The 23,250-nt window shown below is 58.9% G+C and carries 21 protein-coding genes and 1 pseudogene; 8 read left to right on the forward strand and 14 right to left on the reverse strand.

What is annotated here, in order from left to right:
* Window positions 1-51 precede the first annotated feature (51 nt).
* The 3 genes from EYD00_RS20320 to EYD00_RS20330 are packed head-to-tail and all read right to left on the reverse strand — an operon-like array spanning window position 52 to window position 2,720.
* Entirely contained in the window at window positions 52-1,074 is a 1,023-nt protein-coding gene (locus EYD00_RS20320) for an ABC transporter substrate-binding protein (RefSeq protein ID WP_034498598.1), read from the reverse strand.
* A 29-nt stretch (window positions 1,075-1,103) separates the two neighbouring features.
* The gene (locus EYD00_RS20325; protein ID WP_006698710.1) at window positions 1,104-1,877 is read right to left on the reverse strand and encodes an ABC transporter permease; all 774 of its coding nucleotides are present in this window, start codon (window positions 1,875-1,877) and stop codon (window positions 1,104-1,106) included.
* A gap of 3 nt (window positions 1,878-1,880) precedes the next feature.
* A complete protein-coding gene (locus EYD00_RS20330) occupies window positions 1,881-2,720 on the reverse strand; it encodes an ABC transporter ATP-binding protein (RefSeq protein WP_006698709.1) in 840 nt (279 codons plus the stop codon).
* Between the two features lie 232 nt (window positions 2,721-2,952).
* Between EYD00_RS20330 and EYD00_RS20335 the strand changes: the two genes are divergently transcribed.
* Window positions 2,953-3,657 carry a GntR family transcriptional regulator gene (locus EYD00_RS20335; protein ID WP_006698708.1) on the forward strand — a complete coding sequence of 235 codons (705 nt, stop codon included), beginning with the start codon at window positions 2,953-2,955 and terminating at the stop codon, window positions 3,655-3,657.
* Between the two features lie 23 nt (window positions 3,658-3,680).
* Here EYD00_RS20335 and EYD00_RS20340 read toward each other — a convergent pair whose 3' ends face one another.
* Window positions 3,681-4,079, reverse strand: coding sequence for a nuclear transport factor 2-like protein (locus EYD00_RS20340; RefSeq protein WP_034498438.1), 399 nt, complete (start codon window positions 4,077-4,079; stop codon window positions 3,681-3,683).
* A gap of 81 nt (window positions 4,080-4,160) precedes the next feature.
* Between EYD00_RS20340 and EYD00_RS20345 the strand changes: the two genes are divergently transcribed.
* Window positions 4,161-5,399 carry an amidohydrolase family protein gene (locus EYD00_RS20345; protein WP_034498437.1) on the forward strand — a complete coding sequence of 413 codons (1,239 nt, stop codon included), beginning with the start codon at window positions 4,161-4,163 and terminating at the stop codon, window positions 5,397-5,399.
* Window positions 5,400-5,509: 110 nt separating this feature from the next.
* On the opposite strand, the gene glgX is transcribed toward EYD00_RS20345, so the two are convergent.
* The 3 genes from glgX to EYD00_RS20360 form a co-directional block, all read right to left on the reverse strand.
* The gene (gene glgX, locus EYD00_RS20350; protein WP_034498435.1) at window positions 5,510-7,585 is read right to left on the reverse strand and encodes a glycogen debranching protein GlgX; all 2,076 of its coding nucleotides are present in this window, start codon (window positions 7,583-7,585) and stop codon (window positions 5,510-5,512) included.
* A 282-nt stretch (window positions 7,586-7,867) separates the two neighbouring features.
* Window positions 7,868-8,056 (reverse strand): DUF2934 domain-containing protein, encoded by a 189-nt coding sequence (locus tag EYD00_RS20355; protein WP_004438121.1) that lies wholly within the window; start codon window positions 8,054-8,056, stop codon window positions 7,868-7,870.
* 318 nt (window positions 8,057-8,374) lie between these two features.
* Window positions 8,375-9,211 carry a helix-turn-helix domain-containing protein gene (locus EYD00_RS20360; RefSeq protein WP_006698704.1) on the reverse strand — a complete coding sequence of 279 codons (837 nt, stop codon included), beginning with the start codon at window positions 9,209-9,211 and terminating at the stop codon, window positions 8,375-8,377.
* A gap of 134 nt (window positions 9,212-9,345) precedes the next feature.
* On the opposite strand from EYD00_RS20360, the gene EYD00_RS20365 reads away from it, so the two are divergent.
* Both EYD00_RS20365 and EYD00_RS20370 read left to right on the forward strand, forming a co-directional pair.
* Window positions 9,346-10,380: a fatty acid desaturase gene (locus EYD00_RS20365; protein WP_034498433.1), complete on the forward strand. Its 1,035-nt coding sequence runs from the start codon at window positions 9,346-9,348 to the stop codon at window positions 10,378-10,380.
* A gap of 20 nt (window positions 10,381-10,400) precedes the next feature.
* On the forward strand, window positions 10,401-11,147 hold the full coding sequence (locus EYD00_RS20370; protein WP_034498596.1) for a phosphate/phosphite/phosphonate ABC transporter substrate-binding protein: 747 nt from the start codon (window positions 10,401-10,403) through the stop codon (window positions 11,145-11,147).
* A 64-nt stretch (window positions 11,148-11,211) separates the two neighbouring features.
* Here the strand turns inward: EYD00_RS20370 and EYD00_RS20375 are convergent, their stop codons facing one another.
* The 6 genes from EYD00_RS20375 to EYD00_RS20400 all read right to left on the reverse strand — a co-directional run bounded on the left by EYD00_RS20375 (window position 11,212) and on the right by EYD00_RS20400 (window position 17,032).
* Entirely contained in the window at window positions 11,212-12,699 is a 1,488-nt protein-coding gene (locus tag EYD00_RS20375; RefSeq protein ID WP_034498431.1) for an HAL/PAL/TAL family ammonia-lyase, read from the reverse strand.
* Window positions 12,700-12,787: 88 nt separating this feature from the next.
* A complete protein-coding gene (hutC, locus tag EYD00_RS20380; protein WP_034498429.1) occupies window positions 12,788-13,528 on the reverse strand; it encodes a histidine utilization transcriptional repressor HutC in 741 nt (246 codons plus the stop codon).
* A gap of 100 nt (window positions 13,529-13,628) precedes the next feature.
* Window positions 13,629-14,543 carry an ABC transporter substrate-binding protein gene (locus EYD00_RS20385; protein WP_034498426.1) on the reverse strand — a complete coding sequence of 305 codons (915 nt, stop codon included), beginning with the start codon at window positions 14,541-14,543 and terminating at the stop codon, window positions 13,629-13,631.
* 61 nt (window positions 14,544-14,604) lie between these two features.
* Entirely contained in the window at window positions 14,605-15,276 is a 672-nt protein-coding gene (locus EYD00_RS20390) for an ABC transporter permease (protein WP_034498423.1), read from the reverse strand.
* On the reverse strand, window positions 15,273-15,923 hold the full coding sequence (locus EYD00_RS20395; RefSeq protein ID WP_006698697.1) for an ABC transporter permease: 651 nt from the start codon (window positions 15,921-15,923) through the stop codon (window positions 15,273-15,275). The genes EYD00_RS20390 and EYD00_RS20395 overlap by 4 nt, the downstream gene beginning before the upstream one ends.
* Window positions 15,920-17,032 carry an ABC transporter ATP-binding protein gene (locus EYD00_RS20400; protein ID WP_034498421.1) on the reverse strand — a complete coding sequence of 371 codons (1,113 nt, stop codon included), beginning with the start codon at window positions 17,030-17,032 and terminating at the stop codon, window positions 15,920-15,922. Before EYD00_RS20400 ends, EYD00_RS20395 begins: the two co-directional genes overlap by 4 nt.
* A gap of 647 nt (window positions 17,033-17,679) precedes the next feature.
* On the opposite strand from EYD00_RS20400, the gene EYD00_RS20410 reads away from it, so the two are divergent.
* The 4 genes and pseudogenes from EYD00_RS20410 to EYD00_RS20425 all read left to right on the forward strand — a co-directional run bounded on the left by EYD00_RS20410 (window position 17,680) and on the right by EYD00_RS20425 (window position 22,489).
* Window positions 17,680-19,299, forward strand: a complete 1,620-nt coding sequence (locus EYD00_RS20410; RefSeq protein ID WP_051674205.1) for an FAD-dependent oxidoreductase — start codon at window positions 17,680-17,682, stop codon at window positions 19,297-19,299.
* Window positions 19,300-19,411: 112 nt separating this feature from the next.
* A complete protein-coding gene (locus EYD00_RS20415) occupies window positions 19,412-19,591 on the forward strand; it encodes a hypothetical protein (RefSeq protein ID WP_006698694.1) in 180 nt (59 codons plus the stop codon).
* A 78-nt stretch (window positions 19,592-19,669) separates the two neighbouring features.
* Complete coding sequence (locus tag EYD00_RS20420) at window positions 19,670-20,527, forward strand: SDR family oxidoreductase (protein ID WP_034498416.1); 858 nt, start codon at window positions 19,670-19,672, stop codon at window positions 20,525-20,527.
* Window positions 20,528-20,708: 181 nt separating this feature from the next.
* A pseudogene (locus tag EYD00_RS20425) lies at window positions 20,709-22,489 on the forward strand (thiamine pyrophosphate-binding protein).
* A 162-nt stretch (window positions 22,490-22,651) separates the two neighbouring features.
* Here EYD00_RS20425 and EYD00_RS20430 read toward each other — a convergent pair.
* Window positions 22,652-22,966, reverse strand: a complete 315-nt coding sequence (locus tag EYD00_RS20430) for a hypothetical protein (protein ID WP_022563537.1) — start codon at window positions 22,964-22,966, stop codon at window positions 22,652-22,654.
* Between the last annotated feature and the right edge of the window lie 284 nt (window positions 22,967-23,250).

A 23,250-nucleotide genomic window follows, 5' to 3' on the forward strand; every position in this document is an offset into this window, starting at 1 on the left:
CTTGACGGACTGGCCGAAAACTTCCGGCCAGGGATGCACATCGTGGCTCGCTCAGTCGATCTTGTAGGCGAGCTTGCGGTCGTCCAAGGACGGCAGGAACTGGCGGGTGAATACCTGGTCGGGCTTTGGCTTGGAAGGCAGCTGATAGCCTTCGGCCACGATATCGATCGAACGCGCAAGACGAGCGTCATCAACGTCGCCGAGGCCGAGCCTTTCGACTTCCGGCGAGATGATCAGGTTCTCGTAGGAGAATTTCATGCGCGCAAGTTCGAGTTCTTCCTTGGCAAGATTGTCGTAGGCCAACACGGCCTCTATGCCTGCCCTGGAATTTTCGGCGATTTCCCTGGTGGCCTTGTTCACCGCGCGTACCAGTCCTTCCACCGCTTTCGGGTTTTCCTTGACGAGTTTCTGCGACACCATCATGCCGTTGGCGTAGAGATCAAGGCCATAATCGCCGAAGGATAGCCAGTTATAGTCCTTTGCCGGGTCCTGGCGGTTATTGATGAGGTTGAACCAGCTGGTGATGTTGAACACGAGGGCGCCGTCGATATCGCCCTTGATGAGCATCGGCTCCTGCAGGTTGGGACCCATGTTCTCGATCGCGACCTTGGTCATGTCAACCTTGTTGATCGTACCCAGCACGTTGACGAGGCGGGTTGTAGGTGTGCCCTGCGCACCGCCCAGCTTCTTGCCTTCCAGATCGGCCGGCTTGGTGATGTTGGTTTCCTTCTTGCTGACGATGGCGAAGGGCGGCTTGCTCCAAAGCTGGTAGACCATGACGGGCACGTCGTTCGGCCGTGTGGCGGCATTCTGGATGATGGCATTGATATCGCCGAAGCCGGCATCGTAGACGCCCGACATGATACGCGTGACCGTTGCCGCCGAACCCTCGCCCTGATCGATGGTGACATTGAGGCCCTCGTCCTTGAAGTAGCCCTTCTGCAAGGCGAGCAGGAAGGGGGCGTCCGAGCCTTGCGTCTTCCAGCCGAGGGTGAACTTGATATCCGTGTCAGCCCGGGCGACACCGCCGAGGCAAAGGCTAAGTGCAAGAGTCGAGATCAGTTTCTTCAGCATGTCTGGCTCCATTTGTTTTGAGTAGATGTTCAGGCGGCAGTGAAATCCTGGCCGCGGGCGGCCCAGCCCGTGACGCGTGCCTCGATAAGGGAGAAGGCGACGTAGAGAAGCACACCCAGAAGGGCGAGGATGAAAAGGCCGGCAAAGACCAGCGGCACATCAAAATTAGACGAGGCCGACATCATGACATTGCCGATCCCGCGGTTGGAGGCCACGGTTTCCGACAGGACGGAGCCGACGAAGGCGAAGGTGACGGCGATCTTCAGCGAGGCGAAAAAGAAGGGCATCGTGCGCGGCAGTCCGACATTCCAGAGGATGTCGAGCTTGCTTGCGCCCAGCGATTTAAGCACGTCCTCCAGCTCCGGCTCGGTCGTTGCAAGGCCGGTAGCGATGTTAACGACGATCGGGAAGAAGCACATGGCGAGCGCAGTGAGAATTGCCGGCACGGAGCCGGAGCCGAACCACAGAACGAAGATTGGCACAACCGCTACCTTGGGGATCGACGAAAAACCGATCAACAGGGGGTAAGCCGTATCGTAAGCCACGCGCGACACGCCGATTGCAGCCCCAATGGCAACGCCGACCGCCACTCCGAGGACAAAGCCAACCATCGTCGTCCAGAGTGTCTGTATTATATGTGGCACGAGGATCGGAAAGCGCTCGACCAGCGTCTGGAAGACCTGGCTTGGACGAGGCACGACGAGATCGGACACCTGCAAGGCGATACAGAGGATTTCCCAAAGGACGAAGAACGCGAGGATGAGAGCGGCGGCCCAGAAGCGGCGGCGCAATTCGTAGGTCATGGGTCAGGCTCCCTGGATAGCGGTGTCAGACCGGGCATCGATGATGAGTTCGCGCAGGCGCTGGTTGAGCGCGACGAAATCGTGCTCGAAGGTCATTTCGATTGTGCGGGGGCGCCGGAAATCGACGGGGCTATCATCGATAATGCGACCGGGCCGCGCACTCATGACGCAGATGCGGGATGCCAGGAAACCTGCTTCCTTCAGGTCATGGGTGATGAGCAGGACGGTCGGCTTGCGCTTCATCCAGAGCGACTGCATCGTGCCCCATAGTTCTTCGCGGGTAAATTGATCGAGCGCGCCAAAGGGTTCGTCGAGCAGAAGCAGGCTGGGTTCGTGAACGAGCGCTCGGCAGAGATTGGCGCGCTGGAGCATTCCACCGGAGAGCTGCCATGGGTAATGGCTGGCGAACTTGTCCAGGCCGACATCTGCAAGCAAGGCGCGGACCCGGTCGCGGAATTCACCGTTTTTCTTCGCTCGGTATTCGGCACGGAACGGCTTCACGATCTTGAGTGGCAACATCACGTTGCGCTCTATCGTCAGCCAGGGAAGCATGGTCGGGTTCTGGAAGGCCATGCCGATGCGCAGCGCCTTGGCGCCAACTTCTCGCCCGCCAACGATGACCGCGCCCCTGGTCGGCTGCAGCAGGCCGGCGGTAAGCCGCATGATCGTTGACTTGCCGCAGCCGGAGGGGCCGACGAGTGCCACAAATTCCCCGTCGGCAATGCGCAGATTCGTCTCTTGCAGCGCAACGACTGCCTGTTCCTTGCGGCCGAAGGAAACCGCGGCTTGCGAGAGCTCCACGGCGGGAGCGGCGGATGTCGTCAGTTTAGGCACAGTCAGCATTAGGTCACCGTGAAAAGCGTTTCGATAACTGTATGCAATCAACGTGCCAACATACATGCATGTTCAATTGTCTTGTTCTGCATGCGATATCTCCGACGTGTAAAATGAATGCACTAATTGTATGCATGTGTTTTGGGCATTTTTGATTTGCCTTGCATTTAAATGCGGCAGCGCGCCGAGTTGATTTTCCCCGTCGCCTCGCTTATCGATTGGCCGTAGAAGAGGGTTGGCAATGACCGGCAGTAAACGTTCGGTAAGAGGTGAAGGGGATCGCGTCGCAGCGATTTGTACGGCTCTGCGCCGTGCCATCATCGAGCGGGCGCTGCAGCCGGGTGACCGGCTGCCGGAGGATGCGCTCGGTGAGCGGTTCGGTGTCAGTCGCACTATTGCCCGTCACGCGCTCGGCCAGCTTGCGGCCGAAGGTCTCGTCGACCTTCGGCGAAACCGTATCGCCGTGGTCGCTACGCCATCCTTCGAGGATGCACGGGATATTTTTGACATCCGCCTTGATCTGGAAAAGCAGGTGGTGAGACGTCTCGCGGGCAAGTTGACGGACGCGCAGGCCAAGCAGCTGAAGGCAATCGTCGAGGCCGAGCATGAGGCCCGGCACGGGCCTGAAGGCGCTTCGATCCGCCTCGCCACAGACTTCCACGTGCTTCTGGCAGAGATGACCGGCAAGCCTATCCTGATCCGATATGTCACGGAAATCTGTTATCGTGCAGGCCTGTCGCTTGCTGCCTTCGGGCGGCCACACTCTTCCGACTGCGCGGTCAGCGAGCATCTTGACCTGATCGAGGTGATCCGCACCGGGCCGGCGGAGAAGGCTGAGGCGATGATGGTCGAGCATCTCGAGGCGGTTGCCTCGCGGGCGCTGTTGCAAAGCTCAGGCGCCAAGCCACGCGACCTGATGGATATCCTGGCGCCTTATGCAGACTGAAAGGAGCCGGGCTCCTCTGACGTTTAGCGGGCGACGGATGGGTCGAGTATCCATTCGGCGCTGTCGTTCCAGACGTCTGTATCCAGGATCAGGCCGTCACGCACGGTGAATCGGTCGATATATCGGTTGTTGTCGAAAGGGGTGCCGTCCGGCCATTCGCCGTAGAGATAGCCGAGGCTATAGATGATGGTTTCCGTTTCGCCAGGCACAACGTCGTAACGCTCGATACGCTTCTTCACCCATTTATAGCGAGCCGTGTTGAAGTCGGTTGGGCCGCTCGGTGTGTCAAAAAGCCGATTGCCGGTAAAGCGGCAGATGAAGCCCGGGGCGACATAGGTCGCGGCGCGAGCAGGATCGCGCGCCATTGAGGCAGCGAGATAGTCCTTCACCGATTGCAGATCGCGTTCTGTTGCCTCGTTCATGGGAATCTCCAAATCTGTTGCGAATGTTTCTTCAAAAGTGCATACAGTTATTGTTACGCAAACTACCCATCGAGTTGCAATATGTCATTTCAAGAATCCTTCGATCTTGTGCTGCGCGATGCACGCGTGAACGGATGCGCCGCGCTGCAGGATATAGGCGTCACCAATGGCCGCATTGCCGCTATTGGTCAGATCGCGACGGGAGCAGGCCGGAAGGATGAGGCAGTCGGTGGGAGGCTGGTGCTGCCGGGTTTCGTCGATACCCATGTTCATCTCGACAAGTCGTGCCTCTTGTGCCGTTGCAGCGATGCAGGAGGCGGGCTGAAGGGCGCGATTGCCGCGGTTGCCCGTCTGAAGCGGGACTATACGGTCGAGGACGTCTATGCCCGCGGAGCCCGGACGATAGAGATGGCAATTGGCAAGGGTACGATGCACATGCGCACCCATGTGGAGGTTGATCCGCGGGTGGGCTTGCGCAGTTTCGAGGCGATGAAGCGGTTGAGACAGGATTATGCTTTTGCACTCGATCTTTCCATCTGCGTGTTTCCGCAGGAAGGGCTGACCAATGATCCGGGCACGGAGGAATTGCTCGAACAGGCGCTTGCCGAAGGTGCGGACCTTCTCGGCGGCTGCCCCTATACCGACAGCGATCCGTCCGGCCAGATGGAACGGCTTTTCGCCTTGGCCGCGCGACATGACGTGGACCTGGATTTCCATCTGGACTTTGACCTCGATCCAAGCTGGGGGCATCTTGAGGAGATTTGCGACCGGACGGAAAAGGCCGGTTGGGGCGGGCGGGTGGCTGTCGGCCACGTGACCAAACTTGCAACCATGAACGAAGCAATATTTGAACGTCGGGTCGCGCGGTTGTTCCAAGCGGGCGTCGCGGTAACGGCGCTGCCTTCGACCGATCTCTATCTGAACGGTCGGGAAGCCGGTTTTCGCGCCGTGCGAGGCATAGCACCCGTGCATATCCTCAAGGATCGGGGTGTCACGGCATCGATCGCCAGCAACAACATACTCAACCCGTTCACGCCCTTTGGCGACTGTTCACTTCTGCGCATGGCCAATCTCTACGCCAATGTGATGCATCTCGGGCCGGAGGATTTCGCGGCCTGCCTGGATCTCATCTCAGAGGATGCAGCCCGGCTGATGCGGATCGACGGTTACGGGCTGGTTGTCGGGGCGATGGCCGACATCCTCGTAATGGAAGGCGAAGACGAAACCGAGGTCTTCGGCGGGTTGGGCGAGCCCGTCATGGGTTTCAAGCGGGGGCGCAAGAGTTTTGTCAGGCCAGCCGCTACGGTGCTCCGGCCTTGACATTTTTGGAGCACCGCTGCGTCGTTCTGGTTCTCCTCCGATTTGCGGTCCCGGTGGGCCGGCGCCGGCCCCGAACAGGATACTATCCTGTGAAGCGCTCTGATTCAGCTTTAAGGTTGTTTTCCCGCACGCAATAGCACGAGGCTACGGTCAATCAGAACATATTCGGCGGCTTCGATTTTTCGGTCGGTCGCTTCGGGATCGACTGTCGTGAGGACTTCCACCCATCCTCCGCTCACCTCCGGAAGAGCGATTGGAACGGGCCCGTCATGGGGATTGAACAGGATGAGGATATCATCCCAACCTTCTTCCTCATCGTGATCGCGGCCAACACGCAGCCCGATGGTGGTGGCGCCGGGATCATCCCATTGTTCCCGGGTCTGCTCGCTGGCCGCCGGGTTGTACCACGTTATGACCATTCCGTCGCGCCAGTCGTCGCGCCTCAAAATCGAATGTTCGTGACGCAGCGAAATCAATCTGCGGGCGAAATCGCGCAGTTGTGCGGCGCTTGCGGGCAGGTCCTCCCAATGCACCCAGCTCAGTTCGTTATCCTGGCAGTAGGCATTGTTGTTGCCCATCTGGCTGCGGCCAAACTCGTCGCCAGCCAGAAGCATCGGTGTTCCATGAGAAAGAAAAAGCGTCGCAAGAAAATTTCGCTTCTGACGGTCGCGGAGAGTAATCACTCCCTCGTCATCGGATGGTCCTTCCACGCCAAAATTAAAGCTTCGGTTGTCGCCATGACCGTCCTTGTTATCCTCGCCGTTCGCCTCATTGTGCTTGTCGTTGTATGAAACGAGGTCGTTGAGCGTGAAGCCGTCATGCGCTGTCAGGAAATTTACGCCGGACCAGGGACGACGGCCGCGCAAGTCATAAACATCGCCGGAGCCGAGGATACGGGCCGCGAAATCCCTGGTCGTGCCATCCCTGTTTCTCCAGTAATCCCGCACGGTATCGCGGTACTTGTCGTTCCACTCGGCCCAGCCTGGCGGAAACCCGCCGACTTGATAGCCGCCCGGCCCAATGTCCCATGGTTCTCCAACAAGCTTCAGGCGTGACAGCGCGGGATCCTGCCCGACGGCATCGAAGAATCCGCCGCGCTGGTCGAACCCTTCCGGCTCGCGTCCCAGGATCGTGCCGAGATCAAATCGGAACCCGTCGATCTCCATCTCCTGCGCCCAGTAGCGCAACGAGTCCGTAACCATCTGCAAAACGCGCGGGTGGGAAGTGTTTACCGTGTTTCCGGTGCCGGTGTCGTTGATGTAGTAGCGCGGCTCGTCCGGCATTGTGCGGTAATAGGAGAAGTTGTCGATGCCTCTGAAAGAGAGGGTTGGCCCCATCTCATTGCCTTCGGCGGTGTGATTGTAGACGACGTCCAGGATGACTTCGATCCCGGCACCATGAAAAGCGCGAACCATGTCCCGAAAGCCCTGGATGCCCCGCGGACCCATGTAGCGGTTCGCCGGAGCGAAGAAGGCAAGCGTATTATATCCCCAATAGTTTTTCAGACCTTTTTCCAGCAAATGGGCGTCGTCCGGAAACCAATGTACCGGGAGCAGCTCAATGGAGGTAACCCCCAGACTTTTGACGTAGTCGACGATCTCTTTCTCCCCAAGGCCCTCAAATGTGCCTCGGAGAGCTTCCGGAACAGCGGGGTGAAGCTGCGTGAAACCCTTGACGTGGGTCTCATAAAATATTGTCTTCGACCAGGGAACGTCGGGGCGCTGTTGACCCCTTGGCGCGTCGGACCTGGCGACCACGCGAGCCTTTGGCACAAACGGCGCGCTGTCAGTGTCGTCGAAGGACAAGTCCTTGTCCGGACTGTCTGTCACGTAAGCAAATTGCGGCTGCCCCCACTCTATGTCGCCCACGACTTCGCGCGCATAGGGATCGAGCAGAAGCTTGTTAGGGTTGAACCGGTGCCCGCTTTCGGGTTCGAACGGCCCGTAAACGCGGTAACCGTAAAGTGCGCCTTCTTTCAGGCCCGGTACATAGCCGTGCCAGACCTCGTTGGTGTATTCCGGAAGCTCGAGGCGTTCGATCTCCGCGGTCCCATCGTTTGAAAACAGGCAGAGTTCCACCCGCTCCGCATGGGCGCTGAACAGCGCGAAATTCACGCCATCTCGGTCCACGGTCGCGCCGAGTTGACGGTGGTCACCGGCGAGAATACGGGAGTTTCTGCTGATCATGGATGCCTCTGGAAAACGGGTGGGATCTTGCGGGTGAGTGGAGACGCGGTGTTTTCGTCGCATGAGAAACACGGATGCGTCAGGAACGTTCCCTCCCGTATGGCGACAATCTTGCAGCCAGAGGCATGGGCCATTCGGTTTCGCGAGTGAGTTCTTCGATGTCGGCCGGAACAGACAAAGACCGACGGGCGCTGGTATTATCGCCCCGGAGATGAGCGACTGTTCAGGACGTTGCGCCGCTCCTGAACAGTCTGGCAGTTTTGTGGTGAAATCGAGCTTCTGTTACGTTTGCGGTGACAGGTTTTCCTCCGCTGCGCCGTCCGGGACCGGGGCGTCGACCGGACCGAATTCACTTTCCCACTCGGCACTTGCGGCATGCCACTGCTCTTCGTCCTGACCTTCCGGACGACCGGCCTGCTCCCACAGTTCGTAAGCGCGCTTCGAAATCCATTCCTCGCGATCGGTGCCCATTTCATTCTCCCTTTGAGGTGTGAAGCAATATTGTCCTGCCCCAACCTTCGCCACCAACGAAAGTTCCGGTCGCGCCGCGTGGGCATCAGGCAACCGTCACCATTGTTGTCCGCGAACATGGCGATCTCACTGAGGCGGACGGCGCGCCCGGTATTTTGGGAACAGGGCGAGCCCGGAACGGCGGAAGCAGCCGGAGTGTGTGAGGATGATCCCAAAGGCGGGCATAGCGTGAACGACGCGGCGGCTCAGTCCGGATTTAGACGGCGTTGCAGGCCTTGTGTCGGATGATTTCTGGACGGCGGATGCCGAGGGCTCGCTTCACGAAACTTCGAGCGTTCTGACGAAGTCGGCAGTCTGATGTGCGTGAACACGCGTGAAGCGGATCAACTCATCGAAGTGCCGCTGCATCTTTCGGATGGATTCAGCATTGTTCAGCACCAGATACATGCCGCCGACGAAAATCGCAGCGCGTTGCGATCCAAAGATCGTGTAGGGCACAGAAAACCGTTCTTTCTCATTAAACAGGAACAGTCTGAACGACGGATAGAGTTCATTGATCAGGTTTGACATGTACTGAAGCTGCTCGGCACGTATCTCCCTTTTCAGTCCCCGCCACATGCCGCTCCCCTGGGCAAAGGCCTCAAGTGTCTCGCGTGGCATACACACTTCCATGTCCGTGCCGGGTTGACGATTGTAATCGAGCCTGAATGCCGTTTCGCTTGCTTGCGCCTTGACGCTTTGATGCGCGGATCTCGCCTCGAATGCGATGATCTGTGGCGTGCGGAGCAGGTCGGGAATACGGGCCGGCACGTAGCGTATCTTGGAGCCGGCGGCCTCTGCATGCCATTTCATCAGGAGGGTGTCGGTGTAGTCTTCGCCACCTTCCTCTATCTCGAAGCTCGGGCGCAGTTCGCCCATCAGCCCCGGATCGTGCGAAATGCCAAGCAGCCAGTCCAGTGAAACGGAATGACGTTCGGCAATATTCAGAAGCGTTTCAACGCGCGGCAGCCGCGCCGAATCGCTTGATAGAAGCTGCGACAGAGCCGATCGGTCGATCCCGATCTCGGCTGCAAAGGCCGAATGACTTAATCCGGAGCGGGAAACCAGCTCCGTCAGCCTGATGCGAAACAGGTTGGAAAGCGCGCGCTTGTCCACTTTTCACCTCGTTGTTTACAATTATCACCATATTCTACTTTTTGTGATCAAAATCAACGGTTGGTAACCATAATCCCGTTGTGTACCGCGCCCTGGGGTGAAAATCTCTCATTACATTCTAATCGAGGGATATTATGAGTGACATTGCCAGTGAATCCAACGCAGTAGGCCGGCCTCGCCCGAAGTCGCTCAGGATCGAGTGGCCGACGATAGGATTGCTGATCGTCTGTTATGGTCTCTGGGCCGGCGCTGGTTACGCCCTCTATCCGCTTTATCCGTTTGCAGCGCTTGTCTTGATGGGCATCGCTGTCGCGTTGCATTCATCACTTCAGCACGAGGTGCTGCATGGGCATCCGACCCGCAACGCAAGGCTCAATGAAGCACTGGTGTTTGCCCCGCTCGGGATTTTCTATCCCTACCGCAGCTACAAGCGGACACATCTGCAGCACCATGCGGATGAGCGGCTGACGGACCCGTTCGATGACCCGGAAAGCTATTACCGCGCGATGGGCGACTGGGAGACTTTGCCCGGATTTTTAAAGACATTGCTCGGATGGAACAACACGCTGATTGGACGCCTTCTGATCGGTCCGCCGCTGATGGTCGTCGGATTCACGATATCGGAGTGGCGAAAGATCGCCAAAGGCGACCGGCGGGTCATCTATGCCTGGGTCCTGCATATGGCTGGTCTCATTCCCACGTTGCTGGTTATATCCTTGCTGTTCGGTATTTCGCTCTGGCAATATATCGGTGTCGCTGCCTATCTCGGCATTTCCATCATAGCCATCCGCTCCTATTGTGAGCACCAGTGGGCCGAGCGGCCGGACGGGCGGACGATCATCGTCGAGAACTCCGTTCTGGCCCCCCTGTTTCTCTACAACAACCTGCATTTCGTGCATCACAAGCTGCCGACTGCGGCGTGGTATAAGCTGCCATCGCTTTATAAAGCCAGACGCGCCGAATGGCAGACGATGAACGAGGGCTATGTTTTTGCCAATTACTTCGAGGTTTTCCGCGCTTTTGCATTCCGTGCGAAAGAGCCGGTAGTGCATCCCGTATTGGGACGGCCCGAATTAGTTCCCGCAACAACGGCCGTGACCTATGTGCCAACTGATTTCGTAGCCTACGTGATGCCCGATAATTCCTTGAGATCGGACGCCTCGACGTGACCTTGATAGCGGCGCTGCCGATGTATGACTGGCCGGAATTGCGTGCTGAGACCGATGCCGTGTGGGCGGGAATGCGCGTAAGATTTCTTGCGCAAGGTATCGGTGCTCCCGAGCGTCTTGTCCGGCGCAACGCAGATATGCCGCCTGTTCCCGGTGGCATTCGTGATGAGGCAGGATCCGTCATCGCTCCGGATCCTGCCACGCTTGATCCTTTCTCCCTCGATCTCGCAGTCTTGTGGCGCCATCCAAACCTTCTCGTTTCCCAGACATGCTGGGGTCCTATGGAGCTTGGCCTCGAAGAACACGTCGAGGTCATCGGTCAGGGCAACTATGACGGGATCACAGGCGGCGCGGGTGCATTTTACTCAAGTGCCCTCATCGCCCGGATTGGTGAAGGCGGCGACGACGTCGCCCCGTCCGAGGAAGGCGAGGCAATTCTGCCGCTCGGATTTTTCAGTCAGAAAAGGCTGGCGTTTAATGAGCACCGGTCCCTGTCCGGTTATCTCAGCCTCAAACGCGATTTACAGGCGGCCGGTCAAGGCCTCGATATGTTCCGGGAACTGGTTGAGACTGGCTCACATCGCGCTTCGGTGATTGCCGTTGCCCACGGTGATGCCGATATTGCCGCGATTGATTGCAAATCCTGGATGATTGCCCAACGATATGAGCCGGCAGCAGTAGGCCTTCACGTTGTCGGCTGGACCGCGCGGCGCAGAGGCCTGCCCTTCATCCGCGCTAAGGGTATGGATATTAAACTCGCCATGTGACGGAGAAGCTGGAAACAGTGTGGCCGTCAATCGGTTTTGCATGTGCCTGTAGCGCCGCCTCATATCAGTTTGGCGGCGTGTTTTGCGACATAAGGGATCGGATAGCCTCGATGTCCGCCGAAGGCGGCCGGTCATCCGAGTAAGGGGCGACATGGGTGCGGAGCAGACCGTAGAGCGCGTCGGTACCGGGCGCCCTTGCCGCAACGGATTGAATGAAATCATGCGCCTGTGTCGCCGCCATCCATTCTATCGACAGGATATATTCGGCATTTTCGATAATTGCGAGGAGCTTGTTGGCGGCGGCGGTTGGATGGGCCAGGAAGTCTTCTTGCAGAGCGGAGGTCAGCCCGCCATCGGTGGAAGCGGGCGCCGCAAGTCGCCGGTTTTCGTTGGACAGCGCAGCTGCGGTATATTGCGCGATCATGAAACCGGAATGGCTGCCGGGATCGGAAGCGAGAAATGGAGGAAGCCCGCTCACGAGAGGGTTGACGAGCCTGTCGATCCGCCGTTCGCTCATCGCCGCGATCTGGGAGAGTGCGATGGCAAGACTATCGGCTGCCTGTCCGAGGGCCGGGGCCACTGCGTGAGCCTGCGACCATACGATGGGCTCTTCCGGTGACCCGGCGAGCGCCGGATTGTCTGTCACGGAGGCCAGTTCTCGGTCGATGATGGTCGCGCAGCTATCGAACACATCGCGTGCCGCGCCATGCGCGTGGGGAATGGCGCGCAGGCTGAGGGCATCCTGGGTACGCTTGCCAAGCGACGCTTCGATGAGACCGCTGCCTTCAAGACGCGTCCTGAGGGCTTTTCCCACCGTTGCCATGCCCGGTGAGGAGCGTAGCGAGAGCACGGCTTCTTCGAAGGCCGACATCTGGCAACCGACCGCTTCCAGCGTCAGCGCGGCAATGGCATCCGCCCAATCAAGCAGCCGTGCTGCGCGTGCCAGAGCGACACTGGAGAGGCCCGTCGCACATGACGTGCCATTGACAAGGCTCAAACCTTCCTTGGCGCCAAGAACGAGCGGTTGAAGGCCCATTTCCGCCAAAGCGTCCCGACCGCTGAATGATTTGCCACCGAGCTTTGCCCTGCCTTCGCCAATCAACACGAGCGCAATATGGGCATTATGTATCAAATATCCGGCTGACCCTTTTGAGGGCACATCAGGGATACAGTCGCATTCCAGGAACCTCGTCAGATGGGCAACGATCTCCCTGCGGACACCGGAGTAACCATGGGCGAAGTTGGCTATTTGTGAGGCAATGATTGCGCGTACCTCGTGACGGCCAAGCAATGGGCCGACGCCGCAGGCGTGACTGAGAACGATACTGCGGGAAAGCTTTCCCTGGGCAGCGCGATCGACCACCGTGTCAGCCAGAGCGCCAACACCTGTGTTGACGCCATAGGCACGGATACCGTTTTCAACGATGCCGTCGACAATTCGGCTTGCCCTATCGATCCGCCGGTAGGCTTCGTCCGAAAGGACGAGATGATCGCCTTGGCTCACAAGGGCGACATCGTGCCAGCTCAGGGCCTTGTCCAGCATGACCGTCATGAGGTTCTCCTCGAGGAACGCCGTCTAGACGGAAGACGACGACATTGTGTTGCCATTGACTGATCCGGTTTGTACGCCTGCCTGTGTATCAGGTGCTGTACAGGCGGTAGCGGCTTCCGGGATAGAGCAGGCGCACCGACGAGATGACGCCAACGTCAGACCATGTCCGGCGTCGCACCAGAAGGCAGGGCTCTGCTTTGGAGATCGCCAAAAGCTTGCATTCCCAAGGCTGCGCCGTCACGGCCTCGATATGTTGTTCAGCCCTGATGATCGGTGCCACGGCGGTGAGATAGCCGTTCGGCGTTCTGGTGCTGAAGTCCTGATTGACGTAATCCGGGACGATCCCGTGGTTTACGAAACGATCTTCGATCTGCATCGGGACGGAATCTTCCGCGTGGACGATAATCGAATGAGCAACCGTCGCGCCCACATCGACAGAGAGCGCTTCGGCGAGTTCGGCATCGCATGTCTCCATGCGAAGCAGAACGATCTTTGCCGTATGAATGCCGCCATTCTGGTTGATCTCGTCGGCAATATTGGGAACACTTTGGAATTGGGACGTTCGCTTTTTACTTGCAACGAACGAGCCTTTGCCTCGGACACGAACCAGAAATCCTTCGTCCGCGAGTTCGCGCAGCGCCCGGTTGGCGGTCATGCGGCTGACACCGAGCATGTCCACCAGTTCATTCTCCGATGGTACACGCTGGCCGATCGACCATTCGCCCGTTTCGACGCGGCTGCGAACGTAGTCCTTGAGTTTGACGTAAAGCGGCGGGGAAATTGCCGCTTCATCCTGCCGATTTTCGACCTGTTTCTTTACCGTGTGCATGGGTTCCAAGTCGCTTGGTCGTCACAGCCCGAAATCTCGGCGTCTGACATAGGGAAATGCATGTATGCGGGTATGGGTGTGCCATACCCGCAAATGATGGTCAGTTCAACTTGTGGGCCGTGAGCCACTCTTCGGCGACGACGTCGAAGCTGTCATGATTGGCCAGTCGACCGTTCATGACGATGAGATCCTTGGTGGTCAAGGCTGCGGACACGGCGTTGAGCGTCGTTGTTACGACATCGCTGACTTTTGGCGTCGCGATAACCGGGACGATGTTCTGTGCCGGGAAGAGGTTCTTCACATCTTCAAGAATGATGAGATCATTGGCGGCAATGGCGGGATCCGTCGAGAAAAGGTTTGCCGCCTGTACCTGATCGTTCACCAGCGCAGACAGCGTCAAGGGACCGCCGACATCGAGCGACTTGAAGGACTTGAACTCCAGGCCGTAAATGTCCTTGAGGCCGATGATGCCTTCTTTACGGGTTTTCCATTCCGGCGGACCGCCGAGCACCAATTCTGAGGCGACCGGTGCCAGATCGGCAATTGTCTTCAGCTTGTATTTCTCGGCGGTTGTGCGTGTCACGGCGACGCCGTCCGAGTCCTGTGCTTCAGATGGCGTCAGCATCGACACGCCCTTTGGCAGAGCGGCCTTGAGCGCAGCCGCCACGTCCGCCGGTGCGTGCGCCGTGGCGTTTTTGTCGAGATAGCTCAGCGTCGCACCCGCATATTCGGGCAGGAGATCGATCGAGCCGTCGAGCAGGGCTGGGATGTAGACCTCACGGCTGCCGATGCTGAGTTTCGTCTCCACCTTGATGCCCTTTGCAGCAAGCGCCTTGGCGTAGATGGTCGCCAGAAGCTGGCTTTCGGGGAAGTCGGCAGAGCCGACGATGATGGTCGAGGTGTCCGTCCGCGCCGCCGGGGCCGCGCCCAGCGGGTCGGTCTGGCCAAACGATGTGGTCGCCGAAAGCGCCATGAAGGCCAATGCGCCAGCGACTTTTAAAATCCTGAATGCCATGCAGCTGCTCCTCTTGTTTTTTACTGGGTGAAAATGCGTCGGTCTTTCAGGCATGTCGCGCCTAATGGCGGCGCGACAGTCCGGGTGAGATCGTCAGCTTCGAGATGATGCCTATAGTCAGGTCGACGGCCAGCGCCAGAGCGCCAACAAGCACGGCGCCCGCTGCCATCTGATAATAATCGTTTTGCGCCCGCCCATCGATGATCAAGCGGCCCAGTCCGCCGAGTGACACATAAGCGGCGATCGTTGCGGTTGAAATGATTTGCAATGTGGCGCTGCGCAGGCCGGAAAAGATCAGCGGCAGTGCGCATGGCAGTTCCACGTCGAAGAGAATGTCGAGCGGGCGTTTGCCCATGCCGCGCGCCGCATCGACAGCGGCCGGATCAACCGCCGCCACGCCGGCATATGTGCCATTCATGATGGGCGGCACCGCCAGAAGCACCAGAACGACGATGCTGGGGAGAATAAAGGCCATGTCTGACGAAAAGACGGGTCCGAATAGGATTACCAGCAGAACGATCAGGCCAAGGCTCGGAAGTGCACGCAAGGCATTGGCAAGACCGGCGATCAGGAAAACGCCACGGCCGGTGTGTCCGACATAGAGGCCGACCGGCAGGCCGATCAGGCACGCAAAAAAGAGGGCGATGGAACTATACACCAGGTGCTGCACAATAAGCGCGAAGACACCGTCATTGCCGGTCCAGTGTGCCGGGTTTGAAAACCAGTCGATCATCTTTCAGCACCTCCAGCCTGCCACGGTGTGAGACGACGCGCGATGAAAAGCACAATGCCATCCAGAAGGACCGCCAGAACAATACACAGGATAATGCCTGCAATGATCGGTGTCAGAAAGCGCAGTTGCAGTCCCTGTGTGAAAAGCAGGCCGAGCTGGGGTGTCCCCACGAGCGCCGCGACCGAGACGATGCTGACATTCGAAACCACGGCTACGCGCAGGCCCGCTGCAATCACGGGAACGGCGAGGGGAAGTTCGACGAAGAGCAGACGGTGCATGGGGCGATACCCCATGGCATTTGCGGCCTGGACAACATCCGGCGACACCGACTCCAGTCCGTCGCTGACGGTTCGCACCAGAAGAGCCAGCGCATAGATCGTCAGCGCGACGACGACGTTCAGAGGATCGAGGATGCGTGTACCCAATACGAGCGGCAGAAGGACGAAGAGCGCCAGCGAAGGAATGGTGTAAAGCAGCCCGGCTGCGCCGAGCATTGCAGAGCGAAAAAGACCTGCCCGCTGCGCGAGCCATCCGAGGGGCAGCGCCAGGATGAGTCCGATCACAACGGGGATGACGGAAAGCCATACGTGCCAGGCGAACAGTTCGGCGATGCGGCCGGATTCGCGGTATAACCAGTCGAACCTCATGACCTCGTCCCCTGACGGCCGTTGCGCGTGGCCTCAATCGCGGCCACAACATCAGGCAAGGTCACAGTGCCAACGAGTTCGCCGGACGGCCTCACAATCACGCCCCGGCCTGAAGGTGAACTGAGCGCCGCGTCGAGGACGTGGCGCAGGCTGCTCCCCTCGACAGCGAGGGTTCCGCTGAGATTAAGGTCGCCTTCGCGCACGGTATTTCCAGTGCTTTCGACGTCCACCCAGCCGAGCGGACGATTTGCGGCGTCGGTTATCAGGACCCAGCGGTCTGTAGCAATCTGACGGAGTGACTCGGGACTGGTGCCGAGGGGCGCCGTCGGCTCCTTGCCAAGAGAAATGCCTTCCTTGAACTCGGCGAAACCGAGGATCCGGTAGCCGCGATCGCGGCCGATGAAGTCTGCGACGAATTCATCCGCCGGCCGCGCAAGCAACTCCCGTGGCGTGGCAATTTGCGCCAGCGTACCGCCGGTGCGCAGCACCGCCACCTGGTCCCCAAGCTTCAGTGCCTCGTCGATATCATGTGTCACCATGATGATGGTTTTGCCGATTTCGCGCTGAAGACGCAGGAATTCATCCTGTAACTGCGCGCGAACGACCGGATCGACCGCACTGAAGGGCTCGTCCATCAACATGAATTTCGGATCCGACGCCAAAGCCCGGGCAACGCCAACACGCTGTTGCTGTCCACCGGATAGCTGCCACGGATACCGATCGGCAAAGGCAGCCGACAGTCCTACGCGCTCCAGCAGATCGTGCGCGGTGCGAAGCGCCTGCTGCTTGGGGGTGCCGTTCAGGCGCGCTGTCGTCGCTATATTCTGCACCACCGTTCGATGGGGAAAGAGACCCGCGTTCTGGATGACGTACCCTATCCGACGCCGCAACAGCGCTACGTCCATCTTGTCCGTGGGTTCGCCGTCAAGAAGGATCGACCCGGACGAAGGCGTGATCAGCTGGTTGATCATGCGCAACGATGTGGTCTTGCCGCAGCCTGAGGGGCCAACGAAAATGGTCAATTTTCCTGTCGGCGCGGTGAGCGACAACCTGTCTACAGCCGTTGTCGCGCCACGGTAATGCTTGCTGACCTGATCGAACGTAATCACGCACACAATCCTCTGTAGCCGGGGTTTTTGACCACCCTCTATTGATGCCCTCAAGTTGTCTATACAATCACGAAGTTTTCGATTTCGCAAGCGGGTGTGCCTAAAGATTTCGCGTGTCGCGATTTTGATAATTCTTTGGGCGATATACGTGGGGTGTGAGGAACGTGACCGTTTGAAATTGAAAGAGAAATCGCCCCGCACTGTCTTTCGCCCAAGTCGGTGAAAAGGGGGGCTGCCCCAGTTAGCAATCACGATGTCAAGAAAAAATTCTGCGCGGCCTGAGCGCGGGGCGACCGTTAACGCTGGCTTCGTTTCGGAAACTCAGCGGCAGACATGTGTGTTGCCGGTGAATCATGCCGCTCGCACCGTTCCCGTAGATAAGCCGCTGGAAGCTCGCGCCCGGGTCGTGGCCCGTTGGCTGGAACGGCGAGGCTTTGAAATTGCTCTTCATCTGCATGGTTCCGAAGCCGCTGCCGCATAAGCTCTTCTCTTGCACTCGGGTCTGCGTCCGGCGAGCTCTCTGGCTAGCCTGTACGGCGCTCCCGCCCGGGGGGGTGAGTGGCGCGAAGTGAACGGTGAAAACTTGGCGTTGCAAGGCCCCCCCCACCATCCGTTAGTGTGAAAATGATCCGTGGAAGCGAGGGGTGATGGTCGAATACAATCCGGGCGCGTCTTCGATATCGTTTCAGGTTTGCGTTATTGGGGCGGGGCCGGTCGGGCTCGCGCTTGCCTTTGCCCTCGAAAGGCAGGGCGTAAGTGTTCTGCTGGTGGAGGCGGGCCGAAATGGCCATGATGGACGGCTTGCCAGCATTACAAACCACCACCATGCGCCTCTGGCTTCTTCGACGGCAGGAGGGCTCGGAGGAACCACGTCACTGTGGGGCGGGCGTTGTGTGCCGTTCGATGACATTGATTTTCTCGAGCGTGCGCATGTTCCCAATTCCGGATGGCCGATCGGTCATGAGAGTATAAGCCGCTATTATGCCGATGCCCTGCACTTCCTAAATGTCAGGGCTTCGGCTCTGTCGCCGGGCGTCGGTGCGTCACCGGCAGGAGATGTCCATCTTGACTCTATCGAGTGGTGGAGCAGCCAGCCGGACCTTGGCGTGACATGCCGGGAGCGAATTGAAAAATCCCGTTTGATACATTTTCTTTCGGATACATCCGCAACGACAATCGATGTCGACGCCACGGGGGCGGTTACGGATGTCCGGCTCAGCAACGGGCATGGCGACATGCGTGTTCCGGTAACGACGCTTGTGCTGGCCTGCGGCGGCGTGGGCAATGTCCGCTTGCTTCACGAACTACGCAAGAAACAGCCCGAGCGTATTTCTCCGACGCTCGGGCATTATTATCAAGGCCATCTTACCGGTTATATTGCCGTGATCGAGCTTGAGAATGACGCCACGGTGGAACAGCTGTCTTTTCAAAGAGCGCCTTCCGGCGGAATTTTCCGTCGAAGGTTCCAGCTTTCCGGGCATGTTCAGCAGCGTCTAGGTCTGCTCAATTCCGTCTTCTGGCTTGATACTATCTCCATATCGAACGCGATTCACCATTCTGCCGGTCTTTCCGCCCTCTTTCTCGCCCTGCAATTAACCGGACTTTACGGTCTTCTGGCCAAGGGTAAGGCCGCAGGGTCCCGCCTGACCACAGGCGTTCGTTATCGCGAGCATTTCCGGAATCTGGTCCCTACATTGTCGGCTTTTCGCGATCTGCAGGCCACAGTCGGCCAGCTCCTCCGCCGCCGCGATCGCAATAAACCGCTCGTGAATCCGGCACGGCGCTATCTCCTGCGTTATCACGCAGAGCAGATACCTGATCACGCCAGCACGGTTCTGCCGCCTCCCGCCGGCGTGGAGGATCGGCCCGCCGCTGTTGCGATAGACTATCGGGTCAGCGAGGAAGATCTGGAGTCGATCGAAAAATCCCATGCTTTTCTGGATCAGTGGCTGCGGGAAAATGGGGTAGGGAAGCTCGACTTTCTACACCCCTCTTCGGAGCGGCGGCAGGCTCTTCGTGTTCAGGCCTATGACGGGTTCCATCAGATCGGCTTGACCCGGATGGCCGCAACAGCCGATGCGGGCGTGGTCGACAGTGACTGCAAGGTCCACGGTATCGCCAATCTCTATGTCGCCGGGAGCTGCGTGTTCCCGACGGGCGGGCACGCCAATCCCACCTTGCCGGCCGTGGCGCTTGCCATGCGGCTTGCCGACCATCTGGGCCAAAAGCTCAAGGGCCGCGAGCCAGCGTTCCACGCCGGTCCCTGAAATACGTCCTCACGAAATGTTAAATCTCGGAACTCCTTTCGGGCCGCGCAGTTCGACTGGTGCGGGCCATGAGGCGCGCGAGTGATAAATCACCAACATGAGGAGACATACCATGGCAAATCAGGGTGGTACGCACGAACAGCACGTGAAAGCAGGCCAGCAGAGCCATAAAGGCAGCGATAAGCGTTCGCAGTCTGCATCGGCCTCCGGCAGCGGTGACAACGGCAAAACCCGCGGCGGCACGCATGAGCAGCATGTGAAGGCCGGCCAGCAGAGCCATAAAAACTCCTAGTGACTACCGATAGCCGAAAGATCCCCGCGCACGCCGCGGGGATTTCTTTGTTTATTTTGTGAAAGACAGGAAAGCTCCATGACCGGTTACCCGCAGCCCCCTTTTCCAGAACAGCAACAGAAAATCCCAGGCCGTACCAATGAGATGTCACCTGTTCCTGATCATGGTGAAAAGACCTATGTCGGGTCTGGCCGACTGGAAGGAAAAAAGGCGATCATTACCGGCGGCGACAGCGGTATCGGACGGGCAGTCGCCATCGCTTATGCACGCGAGGGCGCCGATATATTGATAGCGTATCTCGACGAACACGATGACGCTGAAGAAACGAGGCGTCTGGTGGAGGAAGCCGGACGCAGGGCGGTTCTGGTGGCGGGCGACATCCAGTCATCCTCCCATTGCCGCCAGATTGTCGAGAAGGCCCGTACGGAACTGGGCGGCATCGACATCCTTGTCAACAACGCGGCCCATCAAAACACCTTCACCGAAATAGAAGACATCAGTGACGACGAGTGGGAGATGACTTTTGCCGTCAATATCCACGCAATGTTCTACCTGACAAAGGCAGCCGTTCCACATATGAAGGCCGGGGCGGCAATCATCAACACCGCCTCCGTCAATTCCGACAGTCCCAATCCGACTCTCCTTGCTTATGCGACCACGAAGGGCGCGATCCAGAATTTTACGGCTGGCCTGGCGCAGCTGCTGGCGGAAAAAGGCATCCGGGCGAATGCGGTCGCGCCCGGTCCGATCTGGACACCCCTCATACCGTCCACCATGCCCGCGGAAAAAGTAGCCGAGTTTGGCAAGCAGGTGCCGATGAAGCGCCCGGGCCAGCCGGCCGAATTGGCGACAACCTATGTCATGCTGGCTGATCCTCTTTCGAGCTATGTGTCCGGCGCAACCATAGCCGTGACCGGCGGCAAGCCGATCATCTGAACCCGGTGGGCAAGCCGTGTGGAGGGGCGCGTGCCTGGGCGACGGGTCAGCTGCCTTGGGGCTCGCTTCGGCCGCGGCGATGACCCCGACAGCGTCGTATCGTGGAGCCGAATACGACTCTCTTGGAAAATGAGCATCCCGACGGCAATCGGTGGGGTGCGACAGGAGCGAGGAACGGACAATGACCACAGCAGCCGATATTCTGGTGGAGACATTGATCGAATGGAACGTCGATACCGTCTTCGGTCTTCCGGGCGATGGTATCAATGGCGTGATGGAAGCGCTGCGCAAGCGTCAGGACGCCGTAAGGTTTATCCAGACCCGGCATGAGCAGTCTGCGGCCTTCATGGCGACGGCCTACGCCAAATGGACGGGAAAGCTGGGGGTCTGTCTCGCGACCTCGGGACCCGGCGGCACCAATCTGCTGACAGGCCTCTATGATGCCAAACTCGATCAGGTTCCTGTCCTTGCGATCACCGGGATGCAATATCATGACCTAGTCGAAACCTTTACGCAGCAGGATGTTGACCTGACACGGGTCTTTGAAGATGTCAGCGTCTACAATACTGCTGTCAGCGACGCGGCACATATGGAAAATGTCGCCAGCCTTGCCTGCCGTACCGCTCTCGCCCGCCGCGGTGTGGCGCATCTTTCGGTCGCCAACGACACGCAGGAAAAGCCGGCAGAAGAGGAAGGCCGATCCCGGAGAAACCTGCCGAGGCACGTTCCGAATGAATGGTTCTCTTACCGCCACGAACCCACTGACAATCTTGTCCGAGAGGCCGCCGGCTTGCTCAACGACGGAAAAAGGGTGGCTATCCTGGCCGGGCGCGGTGCTATCGAAGCGCGCGACCAGCTGAAGCAAAGCGCGGAACTGCTGGGCGCACCGGTGGCGAAGGCGCTTCTCGGCAAGGCGGCCTTGGATGATGACGACCCATACACCACCGGCGGTATCGGTATCCTGGGCACTGCACCATCCCAGGAAATCATGAAAAACTGCGACACGTTGCTGATTGTCGGATCGACTTTTCCCTATATCGAATTTTACCCTGATCCCCGGGCAGTCAAGGCAGTCCAGATCGATCTCGACCCGCAACGCATTGGGCTTCGTCATCCGGTGCAGTGTGGCCTTGTGGGCGATGCGGGCGACATATTGCGCCGCCTGAACGCCATGCTGGACAAAAAGGGCGACCGGTCTTTTCTTGAAGCCGCACAGGACCAGATGCGCGGGTGGCGTGATCAGATGGCGCTTCTCACCTCGGACCGCTCGCACCCATTGAAGCCGCAGCCGGTGGCTCATGCCTTCGGGCGACGCATGGGTTCGGACGCAATGCTCGTGACCGACTCAGGCCAGAATACCGAGTTGGCGGCGCGCCACATCGATCTTAGGACCACAAACGCTTTTTCCGTTTCGGGTGCACTCGCTTCGATGGCCTCCGGTTTGCCATATGCCATTGCCGCAGGACTGGCGTGTCCCGGCCGACATGTGCATGCGGTTGTGGGCGACGGCGGCCTTGCAATGCAACTGGGCGAATTTTCCACGCCGTGCGGCATCGCCTGCCGCTCAGGATCCTGGTCATATGCAATGGAATGTTGAACCAGATCGCCTGGGAGCAGATGATGTTCCTCGGCCACCCGCAATTCGCCTGCGAACTCGCGCCGATCGACTTTGCCGCGGCGGCAGATGCAATGGGGGGAAGAGGTTTCACGATCTCCACATTTGATGAGATCGAGCGGGTTCTTGACGAGGCGTTCGCGGTGGAGGGACCGGTCATTATCCAGACCAATGTCGATAGATACGAACCGATGATGCCACCGAAAATGCCGAAGGATTACGCAGCAAACTTCAAGAAGGCTCTACCGGAAACCTCTGGCCATCAGCGGATCGAAGAAAACATCGCGCGCGAACCGCTGCTGACGATGATGCGGGGCGGAGAGAACGCTGAAACCGACGGGGACTGATCGGTGCCGGTTGGGAAGGCAGGTGACCGCCCTTGGCTGATTGTTCAGCCACGCAAGCCTCCTGAACGGTTTCCCCGGCATTCATGTTGCACGCATCGGATGTCATGACGTCATGGACGTCATCAGCGCCTCTGGTTGGCGAACACACGATCGGTTTACGGTTCAATGCTGTGCATGCTGTTCATTGCGCTTGCGGGTGGCCGCAGCTTTCTTGGCGGAGGCGGACCGTTCGGTCTTGGGTCTCGCAGCCGCGGCCTCGCCGCCCTTGCGGCCACCCTTTTTCGATGGCGCGTGGTTTTCCGCGTGTCCGCGGCCGGCGCCGGATTTCTTGCCACCGCCGCTCTCCTTGTTCACCGTGGCCCAGGCCCTGCGTTCGGCCTCTTTTTCGGGTACGCCACGATCCTCATATCCTTCTTCGATATGTTCGGCCTTGCGCTTCTGCTTGTCCGTATAGGACGATTTGTCGCCGCGGGGCATCGCGTTTCTCCTGTTGTTGAACCGCCCCTAACTCGCCTCGCCAGATGATGTTCCCGCCGGCTGAGGTTCGCGCTTTTCTCTCAGGGGCATCAATTGCTGCCCCTGGGATGCGCATGAAGTCAAAAAACGCCTGTCAGGGAACAATTGCCGCAGTGCCCGGTTCGAGAGCGGCCCGTCCGATGGGCTGTGTGGCCAAGCGCTCCGAAACTGCCCCTGGCTTGGTCACCGTGGACGACCTCCCCAACTGGCCTCCTCCAAGATGCTTTTGAGGAGGTCTCTTTTTG

This window comes from Agrobacterium sp. 33MFTa1.1 (genome assembly GCF_004328495.1).
Classification (GTDB): domain Bacteria; phylum Pseudomonadota; class Alphaproteobacteria; order Rhizobiales; family Rhizobiaceae; genus Agrobacterium; species Agrobacterium pusense.

Bases quoted from the DNA above. Each gene is read 5' to 3' on its own strand.
- EYD00_RS20320 (WP_034498598.1), bottom strand. From the start codon at position 1,074: ATGCTGAAGAAACTGATCTCGACTCTTGCACTTAGCCTTTGCCTCGGC.
- EYD00_RS20325 (WP_006698710.1), bottom strand. From the start codon at position 1,877: ATGACCTACGAATTGCGCCGCCGCTTCTGGGCCGCCGCTCTCATCCTC.
- EYD00_RS20330 (WP_006698709.1), bottom strand. From the start codon at position 2,720: ATGCTGACTGTGCCTAAACTGACGACATCCGCCGCTCCCGCCGTGGAG.
- EYD00_RS20335 (WP_006698708.1), top strand. From the start codon at position 2,953: ATGACCGGCAGTAAACGTTCGGTAAGAGGTGAAGGGGATCGCGTCGCA.
- EYD00_RS20340 (WP_034498438.1), bottom strand. From the start codon at position 4,079: ATGAACGAGGCAACAGAACGCGATCTGCAATCGGTGAAGGACTATCTC.
- EYD00_RS20345 (WP_034498437.1), top strand. From the start codon at position 4,161: ATGTCATTTCAAGAATCCTTCGATCTTGTGCTGCGCGATGCACGCGTG.
- glgX (WP_034498435.1), bottom strand. From the start codon at position 7,585: ATGATCAGCAGAAACTCCCGTATTCTCGCCGGTGACCACCGTCAACTC.
- EYD00_RS20355 (WP_004438121.1), bottom strand. From the start codon at position 8,056: ATGGGCACCGATCGCGAGGAATGGATTTCGAAGCGCGCTTACGAACTG.
- EYD00_RS20365 (WP_034498433.1), top strand. From the start codon at position 9,346: ATGAGTGACATTGCCAGTGAATCCAACGCAGTAGGCCGGCCTCGCCCG.
- EYD00_RS20370 (WP_034498596.1), top strand. From the start codon at position 10,401: ATGTATGACTGGCCGGAATTGCGTGCTGAGACCGATGCCGTGTGGGCG.
- EYD00_RS20375 (WP_034498431.1), bottom strand. From the start codon at position 12,699: ATGACGGTCATGCTGGACAAGGCCCTGAGCTGGCACGATGTCGCCCTT.
- hutC (WP_034498429.1), bottom strand. From the start codon at position 13,528: ATGCACACGGTAAAGAAACAGGTCGAAAATCGGCAGGATGAAGCGGCA.
- EYD00_RS20385 (WP_034498426.1), bottom strand. From the start codon at position 14,543: ATGGCATTCAGGATTTTAAAAGTCGCTGGCGCATTGGCCTTCATGGCG.
- EYD00_RS20390 (WP_034498423.1), bottom strand. From the start codon at position 15,276: ATGATCGACTGGTTTTCAAACCCGGCACACTGGACCGGCAATGACGGT.
- EYD00_RS20395 (WP_006698697.1), bottom strand. From the start codon at position 15,923: ATGAGGTTCGACTGGTTATACCGCGAATCCGGCCGCATCGCCGAACTG.
- EYD00_RS20410 (WP_051674205.1), top strand. From the start codon at position 17,680: ATGGTCGAATACAATCCGGGCGCGTCTTCGATATCGTTTCAGGTTTGC.
- EYD00_RS20415 (WP_006698694.1), top strand. From the start codon at position 19,412: ATGGCAAATCAGGGTGGTACGCACGAACAGCACGTGAAAGCAGGCCAG.
- EYD00_RS20420 (WP_034498416.1), top strand. From the start codon at position 19,670: ATGACCGGTTACCCGCAGCCCCCTTTTCCAGAACAGCAACAGAAAATC.
- EYD00_RS20430 (WP_022563537.1), bottom strand. From the start codon at position 22,966: ATGCCCCGCGGCGACAAATCGTCCTATACGGACAAGCAGAAGCGCAAG.